General features: G+C 66.5%; 11 protein-coding genes. 5 read left to right on the top strand and 6 right to left on the bottom strand.

The genetic code is table 11. The annotated features are described in order from the left end of the window. Positions 1-81: 81 nt before the first annotated feature. Both BDW41_RS12765 and BDW41_RS12760 read right to left on the bottom strand, forming a co-directional pair. Positions 82-504 (bottom strand): DNA polymerase III subunit chi, encoded by a 423-nt coding sequence (locus BDW41_RS12765; RefSeq protein ID WP_074548544.1) that lies wholly within the window; start codon positions 502-504, stop codon positions 82-84. Between the two features lie 108 nt (positions 505-612). Beyond that, positions 613-2109, bottom strand: a complete 1497-nt coding sequence (locus tag BDW41_RS12760; RefSeq protein WP_074548543.1) for a leucyl aminopeptidase — start codon at positions 2107-2109, stop codon at positions 613-615. Between the two features lie 210 nt (positions 2110-2319). Here BDW41_RS12760 and lptF point away from each other — a divergent pair, with 210 nt between their 5' ends. The 3 genes from lptF to BDW41_RS12745 all read left to right on the top strand — a co-directional run bounded on the left by lptF (position 2320) and on the right by BDW41_RS12745 (position 5003). Further along, positions 2320-3417 carry an LPS export ABC transporter permease LptF gene (gene lptF, locus BDW41_RS12755; RefSeq protein ID WP_074548542.1) on the top strand — a complete coding sequence of 366 codons (1098 nt, stop codon included), beginning with the start codon at positions 2320-2322 and terminating at the stop codon, positions 3415-3417. After that, complete coding sequence (lptG, locus tag BDW41_RS12750) at positions 3417-4517, top strand: LPS export ABC transporter permease LptG (RefSeq protein ID WP_074548541.1); 1101 nt, start codon at positions 3417-3419, stop codon at positions 4515-4517. Before lptF ends, lptG begins: the two co-directional genes overlap by 1 nt. A 126-nt stretch (positions 4518-4643) precedes the next feature. Next, on the top strand, positions 4644-5003 hold the full coding sequence (locus BDW41_RS12745; protein WP_074548539.1) for a hypothetical protein: 360 nt from the start codon (positions 4644-4646) through the stop codon (positions 5001-5003). Here BDW41_RS12745 and BDW41_RS12740 read toward each other — a convergent pair. Continuing rightward, positions 4989-6755: a glucan ABC transporter ATP-binding protein/ permease gene (locus BDW41_RS12740; RefSeq protein ID WP_074548537.1), complete on the bottom strand. Its 1767-nt coding sequence runs from the start codon at positions 6753-6755 to the stop codon at positions 4989-4991. The two genes, BDW41_RS12745 and BDW41_RS12740, sit on opposite strands and share 15 nt — an antisense overlap. A 148-nt stretch (positions 6756-6903) precedes the next feature. Between BDW41_RS12740 and ltaE the strand changes: the two genes are divergently transcribed. Further along, positions 6904-7920: a low-specificity L-threonine aldolase gene (gene ltaE / locus BDW41_RS12735; RefSeq protein ID WP_083337632.1), complete on the top strand. Its 1017-nt coding sequence runs from the start codon at positions 6904-6906 to the stop codon at positions 7918-7920. Positions 7921-9190: 1270 nt separating this feature from the next. Here ltaE and phaZ read toward each other — a convergent pair. The 3 genes from phaZ to BDW41_RS12720 all read right to left on the bottom strand — a co-directional run bounded on the left by phaZ (position 9191) and on the right by BDW41_RS12720 (position 11893). Beyond that, positions 9191-10444 carry a polyhydroxyalkanoate depolymerase gene (gene phaZ, locus BDW41_RS12730; RefSeq protein ID WP_074552288.1) on the bottom strand — a complete coding sequence of 418 codons (1254 nt, stop codon included), beginning with the start codon at positions 10442-10444 and terminating at the stop codon, positions 9191-9193. A 95-nt stretch (positions 10445-10539) separates the two neighbouring features. Next, a complete protein-coding gene (locus BDW41_RS12725; protein WP_074552289.1) occupies positions 10540-11283 on the bottom strand; it encodes a class I SAM-dependent methyltransferase in 744 nt (247 codons plus the stop codon). A gap of 43 nt (positions 11284-11326) precedes the next feature. Next, a complete protein-coding gene (locus BDW41_RS12720) occupies positions 11327-11893 on the bottom strand; it encodes an RDD family protein (RefSeq protein ID WP_199535335.1) in 567 nt (188 codons plus the stop codon). Between BDW41_RS12720 and xerD the strand changes: the two genes are divergently transcribed. Continuing rightward, positions 11892-12803, top strand: coding sequence for a site-specific tyrosine recombinase XerD (gene xerD / locus BDW41_RS12715; protein ID WP_074552290.1), 912 nt, complete (start codon positions 11892-11894; stop codon positions 12801-12803). The two genes, BDW41_RS12720 and xerD, sit on opposite strands and share 2 nt — an antisense overlap. Positions 12804-12840 lie beyond the last annotated feature (37 nt).

The raw sequence follows: 12840 nt of genomic DNA, 5'->3' as shown, positions 1-12840 counted from the left end.
AGCCTAAAGGCACTGGATTCCGGCTTTCGCCGGAATGACGGTGAGGACATTGGGAGCTGCTCAAGAATCTTGAACAGCTTCCTACATGTCGTACTTGTTCACCTCAAACCCGCGACGCTTGTACTCCATCCAGCGCGCACGCGAGCCATCACGCTCGGCCGGATCGGCCGCCACCACTTCCAGCACGCGGTCGTAGCGGCCGGGCGCGCAGTCCTCGCGCAGGTTGATCAGCAGCGGGCGGTCCGCCGTTTCAATGCCGGGCGGCACGATCAGCACGGCGGTGATGTCGTCATCGTCGTCGCCGGCAAGCTGGTGCGTGATGAAGCCGTCCTCGTCGAAATCCCAAAGCAGGGCGTCGATGGCTTCGGCCTGCGCGAAATCGCGGGCCAGCACCAGCGTGGGCTGCTGCGCCGCGTAGGCACGCTTCGCCAGCTCGCACACCAGCAGCAGCGGCTGCTCGCGAAAGCGCGGCTTGTCGATCAGGTAGAAGTCGGCGCGGGGCATAGGCGAGGATTGAGTGAAGAGGAGTGAGAAGTGAGAGCAGGCGTAACGGCTACTCTCACTTTCTGCGCTATCGATCGTAGTTCATGGTGAGAGTGCGTGCTTGCACTCTCAGTTCCTGTTTTCCGCCCTGTCGATCAACCACTGCACCAGCAGCGGCACCGGGCGGCCGGTGGCGAGGCCCTTGCGGCCTTCGTCCCATGCGGTGCCGGCGATGTCCAGGTGCGCCCAGCGCTGGCCTTCGGTGAAGCGCGACAGGAAGCAGCCGGCGGTGATGGCGCCGGCGTTCTTGCCGCCGATGTTGGCGACGTCGGCGAAGCCCGATTCCAGCTGCACCTGGTAGTCGTCCCACAGCGGCAGGCGCCATGCGCGGTCCAGCGTGGCTTCGCCTGCGGCGACCAGTTCGGCGGCCAGGTCGTCGTGCTTGCTCATCAGGCCGCTCGCATGCTTGCCCAGCGCGATCACGCAGGCGCCGGTGAGCGTGGCCGCGTCGATCAGCACCTTCGGCTCGAACGTGCGGGCCGTGTAGGTGAGCGCGTCGCACAGGATCAGGCGGCCTTCCGCATCAGTGTTGAGCACTTCGATGGTCAGGCCCGACAGGCTGGTGAGCACGTCGCTCGGGCGGTAGCTGTCGCCGTCGGGCATGTTTTCCACGGCAGGCACCACGCACACCAGGTTCACCGGCAAGCCGAGCTTCACGGCGGCCACGAAGCTGCCGAGCACGCCGGCGGCGCCGCCCATGTCGAACTTCATTTCCTCCATGCCCGGGCCCGGCTTGAGGCTGATGCCGCCGGTGTCGAAGGTGATGCCCTTGCCGACGAAGGCATACGGCTTGTCGTCTTCCACGCCGCCCTTGTAGTTGAGGATGACCAGCTTGGGCTTGTTGGACGAGCCGCGACCCACGGCCAGCAGCGAGCCGAAGCCCAGTTCGCCCATCTTTTCGTGGTCGAGCACGGTGCAGTCGACCTTGTCGTGCTGCGCGGCGAACTGTTCCGCCTGCGAGGCGATGTAGGCGGGGTTGCAGATGTTCGGCGGCAGGTTGGCCAGTTCGCGCGCGAAGCGCACGCCCTGGGCGATGGCGTTGGCCTGTTCCAGCCCGGCCTTGGCGTCATCGCCGCCGGCGAAGGTCACGCTGCCCAGCTCCGGCTGCGCGGATTTCTCGCGCGGCTTGAAGGTGGCCGTGTAGCGATACGCGGCGAAGTCGGCGGCAAGGGCGGCGGTGCGCACGCGCCATGCGGCATCGTGGCCCGGCACGTCCACCTCGGTGAGGTAGGACACCGCGCTGTCCACCGGCAGGCGGCCCACCGCGCGGGCGGCCTCGATGTTCACCTTCTGATAGCGTGCACCGTCGAAGCTCTTCTGCGTTCCCAGTCCCACCACCAGCACGCGCTTGGCGGCGACGCCTTCCGGGGCGTACAGCACAGCCGTGGTGCCGGCCTTGCCGTTGATGTCCCCGCTTTCCACCTGGCGCTTGATGGCGCCATGGGCGGCGGTGTCCACGCGGGCGGCGGCGCTGGTGAGCAAGCCGTTCTCGTAGACGCCCACGATCACGCAGGGAGTTTCGACGGATTCGGGTGCGGCGGAGCCAAGGCTGAACTGGAGAGTCATGGAGATGTCCTGCAGAAAGGTCCGGAAAGGGTCGGACAGGCTAGACTTGGGGTTTGCCGCGCCCAGGGTCGGGGCGGCGCCAAGCCCTTCATCTTATCGCATGTCGAGAAACAGTCCCCAAGAACAGGCCGCCAGCCCGTACACTTCACTGCTGTTTCCCCGCCTGCGCGCCCGCGCGGGCCTGCCCGTGCGTGAGGACCGGTTCTGAGCATCCTCGATCGTTATTTCCTGCGTGAGCTGGCGCAAACCATCGCCGCCACCGCCATCGTGCTGCTGGCCGTCATGGCCGGCACCTCGTTTGCGCACGTGCTGCAGCAGGTGGCGAACGGCAGCTTTCCGGCCAGCGTGATGTTCCAGGTGCTGGGCCTGAACATGCTGGACGGCCTCTCCACGCTGCTGCCGCTGGCGGCCTTCCTGGGCGTGCTCAACGGCCTGGGCCGCATGTACCGCGAGAGCGAGATGCACGTGCTGGCCTCGTCCGGCATGGGCGCCAAGGGCCTGCTGCGCCCGATCAGCATCCTGGCGGTGATCGTGGCGATCACGGTGGGCACGGTGTCGATGTGGCTCGGTCCCTGGGCGGCGCGTACCTCCGACCAGCTGGTGGCCGCGGCCAACCGCTCGGTGATCGCCGCGGGCCTGGACGCGGGCCGCTTCACCTCGCTACCGGGCAAGGGCGGCATCATCTTCGTGGATGAACTGAGCCGCGACGGCAGCACGCTGGGCAACACCTTCATCGCCACCGAGCGCACCGGCCGGGACAACGTGCCGCACATCAAGCTGGTGACGGGCAAGCACGGCCAGCTCTATCAGGAAACCGACGGCAGCGGCCGCTTCCTGGCGCTGTGGAACGGCTTCCAGTACGACATTCCGCTGGGCGCGGACAACTGGCGCAAGATGAAATACGAGCGCAACGACGCCTCGCTGGACAGCATCCAGTCCGACACCGACGAAGAAGATCCCGCCCATTCGATGACGCTGGGCCAGCTGCTGCGCACCGAAAACCCGGACACGCGCGCGGAGTTCGCCTGGCGCACCATCGCGCCGTTCATGACCCTGGTGCTGCTGGCGCTGGCCTTGCCGCTATCGCGCCAGAGCCCGCGCGAGCCGCGCTTCGGCCGCCTGTTCCTGGCCATCCTCACGTTCTACTTCTACTACCTGCTGCTGGCGATCTGCCGCGGTCAGATCATCAAGGGCCACTGGCATCACTCGTTCCCCATGTGGGTGATCACGGTGATCGTGTTCCTTGTCGCCGCGCGCATGTTCCAGAACCAGTACTCCGCGCGCAAACCGCGCAAGGCAGGTGCGTGATGGCTTCCTTGCGCATTCGTCGCGTCGACTGGCTGGTCGGCACCACGGTGCTGGGCTCGCTGCTTACCGTGTGGCTGGTCATCACCGGCCTGGACGCGGTGTTCCAGTTCCTGCGCCAGCTCGGCAACGTGGGCAAGAACGGCTACACGGTGACCAACGCCGTGGTGTACGTGCTGGTCACGTTCCCGCGCCGCCTGTACGAAATGTTCGGCAATGCCGCGCTCATCGGCGGACTGCTCGGCCTGGGCGGCCTGGCCGCCACCAACGAACTGACCGCGCTGCGCGCCTGCGGTTTGTCCAAGCTGCGCATCGCGGCGTCGGCGGTGGGCGTGGTGGCGATCCTCGTGGCCGGCGTGGTGATCCTGGGCGAAACCGCGGCGCCGTGGGGCGACCAGCAGGCGCAGGCCATGCAACTGCGCCTGAAGTCGAACAACGTGGGCCTGGGCGGCGCATCGGGCCTATGGGCGCGCGATGGCGAGCGCGTGATCAACGCAAAGGGCTGGGTGGCCAAGCGCACCGCCACGCACACCACCGTGCAATTGCTCGACGTGCGCGTGTTCACGCTCACGCCGGATGGACAGGTGACGCGCTTCGACTGGGCGCAGACCGCCGAGCACGACGGCCACCAGTGGGTGATGAGCAAGGTGCGCAGCACCACGCTCGACGAAGCGGGCACGCACTCCCACACGGCGGACAGCCAGACGTGGGATTCCAGGCTCAATCCGCAGGTGCTGGAGCAGTCGGTGATCCAGCCGCAATACCTGCCCATGCGCGACCTGCGGCGCAACATCGCCTACCTGGAGCAGAACGGCCAGAACCCGGGCGTGTATGCCTCCGCGTTCTGGACGCGCGCGCTGTATCCGGTCAACGTGCTGGTGCTGGTGCTGCTGGCCATGCCGTTCTCGTTCGGCACGCTGCGTTCCGGCGGTCTGGGCAAGCGCATGTTCATCGGTATGCTGCTGGCCATCGGCTGGTATTTCCTGCAAAAGGCCATGGTCAACTTCGGCACCGTGTACGGCGTGCCGCCGCTGGTGGCCAACCTGCTACCCGCGGTCATCCTTGCGGTCATCGCCTGGGTCTACTTCCGCAAGCACGGATAAGCGCCGCCGCGTTGCATGCGGCGGCGAATGGCGCGCCTGCCCACAACGAAGTAAGACAATTGCCGTGGCAGGGCGGCCATCGTGTGTAGTTAGATTCGCCCTGGCGTTTGGCTGGGGCCGTTACGTGTGGAGTGGAAGCGCATCCGGCAGCGCTCGTTCCGCATCGTTCCGGTGATTTTCCCGTCAGTGTCCTGGATCAATGGCATGGGCCTGGAGCGCGTCACGCACGCGCGGCCCTCGGGAATCACGATGATAAAAATTACGGACCACGCCGGCCGCAAGCATTTCGTGTCGGTCGTCATCATCAGCGACATCCGCGAAGTGGTGGATGTATCCGGCGGCAATGGCATACGCGCGCACGTGCGCCTGTCGGACGGCAGGGAAATCCATTCACGCGACGAGGCCGCGCAGCTGTTCCGGGCGGTCAACGCGAGAAGGGATCGCTTGCGCCCCGGCGTGCCGACGGGTCCATCACTCGCCGTCTGAAGGTTCGTCCTGCGGCGAGGCATCCGCCGCGAACTGGCCCTCCTGCGCCAGCCGCGCGAACAAGCCGTCCTGTGCGATCAGTTCGCTGTAGCGCCCTTGTTCCACCAGCCGGCCCTGGTCGAGCACGAGGATCAGGTCCGCATTGCGCACGGTGGACAATCGATGCGCGATCACGAAAGTGGTGCGACCCACGGTAAGCCGGTCCAGCGCGCGCTGGATGCGCGCCTCGGTGGCGTTGTCCAATGCGCTGGTCGCCTCGTCGAGTATCAGGATGGGCGCGTCCTTGAGCATCGCGCGCGCAATTGCCAGTCGCTGACGCTCGCCGCCGGACAGCGAGCGGCCGCGTTCGGCTACCAATGTTTCCAGCCCCTCGGGCTTGCGCGCGATGAAGGTGGCGGCCTCGGCCGCCGCGACGGCGGCTTCGATCTGGCCGGGATCGGCTTCGGGGTTGCCCACGCGCAGGTTGTCCAGGATCGAGCGATAGAACATGCCCGCATCCTGGAACACCACGCCGATGTTCCTGCGCAGCGATTCCAGCGTGACATCGCGCACGTCGTGGCCGTCCACGGTGACGCGCCCGGCGCTCGGGTCGTAGGCGCGATACAGCAGGCTGAGCGCCGTGCTCTTGCCCGCGCCGGTCGGTCCCACCAGGGCGATCGTGCTGCCCGGCGGCGCGCGGAAGTTCAGGTCGTGCAGCGCCGGCTGCACCGGGTCGTAGCCGAAGCTCACGTGCTCGAACACAACCTCGCCCGTGACGCGGGGCAGGGCGAGTGCGCCGGGACGATCCGCGATCTCCGACTGGCGATCCAGCACGGTGAAGAAATCACGCAGCGATTGCGACTGGAAGAACAGGTTCGACAGGAAGGTGGCGAACTGCTCCAGCCGCCCGATCAGCAGCATCGAGAAGCCGACGAAGCTCACGATGCCGCCCACGCTGATCTCGCCACGCGCATGCAGCGCCGCGCCCACGGCAAAGATCGCCACGATGGTCAGCGTGCTCGCCGCGCGGTTGAGCACCGACAGGATCGCCCAGCCGCGCAGCACGGGATACTGCGCATTGAGCGTGCGCGTCATCAGCTCGTGCAGCGCGCGCGATTCCGCGGCGAGCCGGGTGAAGCTCTGCACCACCGTCACGTTGCCGAACACATCGCCCGCGCGCGTGGCGATCTCGTGATGCAGCTCTTCCACCTCGCCCTGCGCCTTGTGCGTGCGCTGCACGGCGATGGCATTGAACACGGAAAAGCACAACAGCAAGGCGATCATCAGCAGCGCCAGCTTCCAGTTGAGCCACAAGGCCACCGGCACCATCACGATGATCGACAGCAGCGTCGCCAGGTGTTCGCGGAAGAAGCTCAGCCACAGGTTGAACAGGTTGCTCACGCCGACATTCATGATGCGCGAGAGCCGCCCGGTGTGATATTCGCCGTGGAAAGACATCGGCATGGACGCGGCGTGCTCGAAGAACAGCGCAATGGCGGCCAGCCGGCGCCGATGCGCCAGGCGATCCGCATGCAGCGATACCCACACGTTCGCCAGCACGCCGGCAAAACCCACGCCGGCCCACAGGGCGATCAGGCGAGGCGCGTCGCCGGCGTGCGTGCTGCCCAGCGCATCCACCACGCGGCCGAACAGCACGGGTTCGAGAAAAAACACGCCCGCCAGCGCCAGGTTGGCCAGCGCCAGCGTAATGGCCAGCTTCCGTTCCGGCGCCAGCAGGCCGATGACGCGAAGATAGAGACGCAGAAACGACATGCCGCAGCTCCGGTCGGCTCGCGTCCCCGCGCCGCGCGGAGACCGTTCGGCAAGGCTAGCCCATGCTGGCGTGGCGCGTCAGCGGGTCTTGTCTGGGACGTGGCCAGCGATCAAGCTTCCGTTCTGTTTCTTCCAGCGGACTCTACCTGTGGACCTGATCGACCTGCGCAGCGACACCGTCACCCGCCCCACGCCAGCCATGCGCGCCGCCATGCTCGATGCCGCCGTGGGCGACGACGTGTACGGCGAAGATCCCACCGTGAACGCCCTGCAGGAACGCCTCGCCGCCGACCTCGGTTTCGAGGCCGGCCTGTTCGTGCCCACGGGCACGCAGTCGAACCTGGTGGCGCTGATGTCGCATTGCGAACGCGGCGATGAATATCTGGTCGGCGCCGATGCGCACACGTACAAGTTCGAGGGCGGCGGCGCGGCCGTGCTGGGGTCCATCCAGCCGCAGCCGATTCCGCACGACGTGGACGGCACCCTGCCGCTGGACAAGGTGGCCGCCGCGATCAAGCCGGTGGACCCGCATTTCGCCCGCACGCGCCTGCTGGCGCTGGAAAACACCTGGCACGGCCGGGTGCTGCCTCTGGATTACCTGAGCGCCGCACGGGACTTCGCGCGCGAACGCGGGCTCGGGCTGCACCTCGATGGCGCGCGCCTGTTCAACGCCGCCGTCGCCTGCGGCGTGCCTGCACGCGAGATCACCCAATACTTCGACAGCGTGTCGGTGTGCCTGTCCAAGGGGTTGGGCGCGCCGGTGGGCTCGGTGCTGGTGGGCTCGTCGGCCTTGATCGAAAAGGCCCGCCGCTGGAAAAAAGTCGCCGGCGGCGGCTGGCGACAGGCCGGCATGCTCGCCGCGGCGGCGCAGTACGCGCTGGATCATCACGTCGATCGCCTGGCGGAGGACCACGCGCGCGCGGCGACGTTGGCGGCGGGCTTGAGCGATGTGCCCGGCGTTAAGCTGCTGGGGCAGTACACCAACATGGTATTCATCGGCGTGCCGGCGGATCGGCTGCGCGAATTGGACGTCCATTTGCGGGGGGCGGGCATTCGCATCAGCATCGGGTATTTGCCGACGTTGAGGTTGGTGACGCATCTGGATGTGGATGATGAGGGCGTGGCGCGGGTGGTGGGGGCGTTTCGGGAGTTTTTTGTGGGGTGAGTTCGGCGGGGGCTGGCTTTCTCCCTCTCCCTTCTGGGGAGAGGGTTGGGGTGAGGGGCGGGTACTCGCCTCTGGGTTTCATCCTTTAGCCGTCATCCCGCTTTAGCTGTCATCCCGGCGCAGGCCGGGATCCAGTTTCGGTAGTGGTCGGTTATCGCATAGAGGTCATCGGCACTTTTTGGCGCTCCCGCGATTTGGCCGCCTACGCGGCGGGCGTTCCGAACCGCTGCCGCGGTCCGGGTCACTTTCTCTTGTTTGCCCAAGAGAAAGTAACCAAAGAGAAGGGCCCCCCGGAATCGGCGCCTATCGGGCTGAAGCCCGATAGGTACGCGGACGGGTTCCGGGCTTTTCGACGGGGCATCCTGCCCCGACGAAAAGTGCCTGGCATCCATGCCAGGCACCCCTGCGGGGCCTGATCTCCACCCGCCCGCCGCCTCATACGGGGACCCGGAAGATCAAGAGCGAGAGCCGACGGCTCGTGCCGCTGCGCGGCACATTGCGTCGCGGCAGGCGCGGAGCGCCTGCGTTGAAGCGCATTCAAAATCTCCGAAGCAGCTCCATTCCCTCACCGTCATCCCCGCGAAGGCGGGGATCCAGTGCCTTTAAGCCATCTCGTAGCGCGTAAAGTCGCTGGATGACCAGCCATTCGGCTGTTGATCAAGCGCCTCCCGCTTTCGCGGGGATGACGGTGAGGGAAAATGTGCATACACGCGAAATTTGAATCAGCTCCAAAGGCAGGAGTGAGGTGCCGTGTTGGAACGTGCTGAGGAAGTTAAGCGGCACGCTACGGAAATGGCTTGCCGCAAGGCGGCGAGTTCTCCTCGCGGGTAGGGAAGCGTAGCGTCCACTTTACCTAGCCTCAGCGATCGGAAAGCGTAGCGCACGCTGCTCTAAGCCCTCTGCGCCCCGGCGCGTTGCGAAGCGCTCCGAACTACCCGCTGTGTAGCGGCGAAGGTTGCCAAGCCACAACGCACCTCACCCGTTCGGGCTTATCCCTACGGAATGCTACGGGCGTTGGCCTTGAAGGCCATTTTCTTTGGGTTACTTTTCTTTTGGGCCAGCAAAAGAAAAGTGACTCGAGCGTCGGCAGACGATCGAAACGCCCGCCGCGTAGGCGGCCCGGTCGCGGGAACGCACGAAGGCGCCCATCACCGTAACGCGACAACCAAAAGCAAAGTCACTGGATTCCTGCCTTCGCAGGAATGACGGCTCTTATGAAAGCATGTGGCGGGTTGCTCCCTCGCCACCGCAAAGCAGAACCCCAAACCCCTCACCCCACCTTCGCATCAAACCTGCGAATGAACTCCCGCACCTGCGGATACACCATCTGCCGCCAGCGTCGCCCGCTGAAGATGCCGTAGTGACCGGCACCGTCGACCACAAGGTGTTGGCGGCGATCCGGGGCGATGCCGCTGCACAGGTCGTGGGCGGCTTCGGTCTGGCCGATGCCGGAGATGTCGTCCAGTTCGCCTTCGACGGTGAGCAGGGCGGTGGTCTTGATGGCGGAGGGCTTCACGCGTTCGCCTGACACATCCCACAGGCCGCGCGGCAGCAGGAACTGCTGGAACACGGTGGAGATGGTGTCGAGGTAGTACTCGGCGGGCATGTCGAGCACGGCGTTGTATTCGTCGTAGAACTTGCGGTGCGCTTCGGCGTCGTCCTGGTCGCCGCGCAGCAGGTTCTCGTAGAAATCCCAGTGGGAATTGAGGTGGCGGCCCGGGTTCATGGCAATGAAGCCGGCGTGCTGCAGGAAGCCGGGGTAGACCTCGCGGCCGCTGCCGGGATAGTTCGGCGGCACGGTGTGGATCACGTTGCCGCGGAACCAGCTGAGCGGGCGGGTGGTGGCGAGGTTGTTCACGCCGGTGGGGTTGCTGCGCGGTTCGATCGGGCCGCCCATCATGGTCATGCTGAGTGGGGTGGTTTCGCCGCGCGCGGCCATCAGCGAGACGGCGGCCAGCACCGGCACGGTGGGTTGGCACACGGAAATGACGTGCAGCTTCTCGGCGCCGATGTGGCGGATGAATTCCTCGATGTACGCCACGTAGTCATCGAGATGGAACGCGCCCTCGCTGGCCGGCACCATGCGTGCGTCGACCCAGTCGGTGATGTACACCTTGTGGTCCTGCAGCAGGGTGCGCACGGTATCGCGCAGCAACGTGGCGTGGTGGCCGGACAGCGGCGCCACGACCAGTACGGTCGGTTCGCCCTTCAGCCGTTCGATGGTGTCCGGATCGTCGCTGAAGCGCTTGAAGCGCTTGAGCTGGCAGAACGGCTTGTCGAGCACCACGCGCTCGATCACAGCGATGTCCTGCCCGTGCGAGGTGACCTGGGTCAGGCCGAAGGCCGGCTTCTCGTATTCCTTGCCCAGGCGGTGCAGCAGCTCATAGCCGGCGGCCAGGCGCTGGGCGCCGGGCAGGTGGGACATGGGGCTGGTGGCGTCGCTCAGCATCTTGGCGCTGGCTTCGGCGTAGTGGCTCATGGGGCCGAGGAAGGCGCGCTGCCACTCGTGGATCTGATAGAGCATGAGACGAACCGGACGGGGTCGGGGGAAACATCTTACCCGCTTTCACTGTCCCGTGCTGCGCTGCCGCATCGTCTCATGCTTGCTGAATCAGGCGCTTACGCGCGCCGACAAAGCAGTAGCACTTCGTCCACGCCTTCGCTGGATGGCAGGCCCGGCTGCCATCGCAGCGGCTTCTGCAGGCGCAGGCCCAGCGGCATGATCACTCGGTTGTACCACCACATGGCGCGTTCACGCTGGTGCGACAGATACCACTGGCCCAGGTTGAGCAACGTGGTGGAGGTGGGTTGCATGCCGTAGATGGCGCTTTGCTCGACCATCCAACCATGGGCGGCCAGCCGTTCGACGATCTGCGCGGGTTCATAACGGCGGTAGTGACCGACGAACTCGTCGAAGGCCGTCCATGCCGATTCGTGCAGCGGTACAGACAGCAGCAGCCGCGCCTGCGGGGCCGCCACGCGCGTGAGTTCGCGCAGCGCGCCTTCGTCGTCGCGCACGTGCTCGAGGATGTCCAGCGCGCAGACCAGATCGAAACTGGCGTCGGGGCAGGGCAGTGCGCTGATGCTGGCGCGCACGGCGCTGACGCCGTGTTCGCGCAAGGCGTGCAGCGCGGCCTGGCTGATATCGACGAAATAGGTGCCGTCCAGCGGCAGCCGCGGGCGCAGGCCCGGCGCGATTTCCAGGCGCCGCGGCAAGGCCATGGCCAGATCGCGCACCATCGGCCAGGTGTTGAAACGGGCGGGATCCACCAACCGCGCGCCCGACCACAGGCCGTCGTAGAACACCTGGTTGGTGCGCTTCAGCTCTGCCTCAGAAGGGCGGGGGATGGCAAGGGTCGGCATGCGCCAAGTGTTGTCAGATAACACCTGAGCGCAGAGTGAAAACTCAGGCGATTCTGCGTAGTTCCGTGCCTGCCAGCATGTCGTGCACCGCACGTTTTCGCGAATCGAACGCTGCGACGCCAAACCATGCGATCCACGCGATGACCACTGCCCACGCCGCCCCCCGCGCGCCGACCAGCGGCGCCAGCGCGAGCAGCAGCATCGGCAGCGCCGCCACGAGTAGCCGAATAATCGCCTGCGTGGGCGTGATGCGCTGTCCGTTGGCGCCGCTGACGCGGATGCGCCACGGGCGCATGCCCAGCGTCTGTCCGCCGCGCAGCCAGGAGGCGAGGAAATAGGCCGACACCACCAGGGCCTGCAAGGGCTGATACCACCAGGCGATGTGCGCGTGGCCATCACCGCTGACGGCGGTTCCGCCGGTGACGCGCTGGCACACGTAGCCCACCACCATCACGATCGCCAGCACGGCGAGCAGGTCGTAGAGCAGGGCGAGCAGGCGGCGCCACAGCGGGCAATACACGTCGGTTGCGGTGATGGCGTTCATCGAAACGAAGGTCTTGGGCGTGGAGTGCTTGCGCATGGCGGGGCGGGCGGCGAGCATCGCCTGCATGCAGCACGAAGAATCCAGTATCGCCGAAGCCGACCGCCGCAGCATCGATGCCTTCATCGAGCGCGTCTGGTCCGAAGATGGCCTGTCCGACCGCACGCTCGACGCCTATCGCCGCGACCTCGAAGGCCTGGCCCGCTGGCTGGGCACGCAAGGGGAGAACCTGCGCAGCGCCCGCCGGCATCACCTTTCCGCGTACCACGGCAGCCAGCCGGTGGCGGTGCGTTCGCTGGCGCGGCGGCAGTCGGCGTTCCGGCGCTACTACGCGCACCTCGCACGCACCGAGCCGGGCTTTGAAGATCCCACCTTGCTGATCGAACGCCCCAAGGCGCCGCGCAGCCTGCCCAAGGCGCTGGCGGAGCGCGAGATCGAGGGCCTGCTGAATGCGCCCGACCTCGGCAGCACGCTGGGGCTGCGCGATCGCGCCATGCTCGAGCTGATGTACGCGTCGGGCCTGCGCGTGTCCGAACTGGTGGAACTGCCGCTGGCTTCGCTCAATCTGCGCCAGGGCGTGGTGCGCGTCACCGGCAAGGGCGGCAAGGACCGCCTGGTACCCATCGGCGAGGTGGCGGCCGAGCATATCGAGGCCTATCTCGCCACCGCGCGCCCTGTGCTGGCCAAGGGACGCCAACCGGCGGCCCTGTTCCTGAACAACCGCGGGGAGGGCATGACCCGGCAGATGTTCTGGACGCTGGTGAAGCGCTACGCGCTGACCGTGGGCATCGTGCCCAAGCGCATCTCGCCGCATGTGCTGCGCCACTCCTTCGCCACCCACCTGCTCAACCACGGGGCAGACCTGCGCGCGCTTCAGATGCTGCTGGGGCACAGCGCGCTCAGCACCACCCAGATCTACACCCTGGTGGCGAAGGAAGGCCTCAAGCGCCTGCACGCCCAGCACCATCCGCGGGGGTAAGGGCGGCGCCGTTGTGTCAAACGGCCCACATACGCAT

Source organism: Dyella sp. AtDHG13, from assembly GCF_003201105.1.
Lineage (GTDB): Bacteria > Pseudomonadota > Gammaproteobacteria > Xanthomonadales > Rhodanobacteraceae > Dyella > Dyella jiangningensis_B.
Note: the sequence above shows the minus strand (reverse complement) of the source record. Positions and strands in the feature narration are given on the sequence as shown.

Bases quoted from the DNA above. Each gene is read 5' to 3' on its own strand.
- BDW41_RS12720 (WP_199535335.1), bottom strand. From the start codon at position 11,893: ATGCAGGCGATGCTCGCCGCCCGCCCCGCCATGCGCAAGCACTCCACG.
- xerD (WP_074552290.1), top strand. From the start codon at position 11,892: ATGCAGCACGAAGAATCCAGTATCGCCGAAGCCGACCGCCGCAGCATC.
- BDW41_RS12760 (WP_074548543.1), bottom strand. From the start codon at position 2,109: ATGACTCTCCAGTTCAGCCTTGGCTCCGCCGCACCCGAATCCGTCGAA.
- BDW41_RS12740 (WP_074548537.1), bottom strand. From the start codon at position 6,755: ATGTCGTTTCTGCGTCTCTATCTTCGCGTCATCGGCCTGCTGGCGCCG.
- phaZ (WP_074552288.1), bottom strand. From the start codon at position 10,444: ATGCTCTATCAGATCCACGAGTGGCAGCGCGCCTTCCTCGGCCCCATG.
- BDW41_RS12725 (WP_074552289.1), bottom strand. From the start codon at position 11,283: ATGCCGACCCTTGCCATCCCCCGCCCTTCTGAGGCAGAGCTGAAGCGC.
- BDW41_RS12765 (WP_074548544.1), bottom strand. From the start codon at position 504: ATGCCCCGCGCCGACTTCTACCTGATCGACAAGCCGCGCTTTCGCGAG.
- lptG (WP_074548541.1), top strand. From the start codon at position 3,417: ATGGCTTCCTTGCGCATTCGTCGCGTCGACTGGCTGGTCGGCACCACG.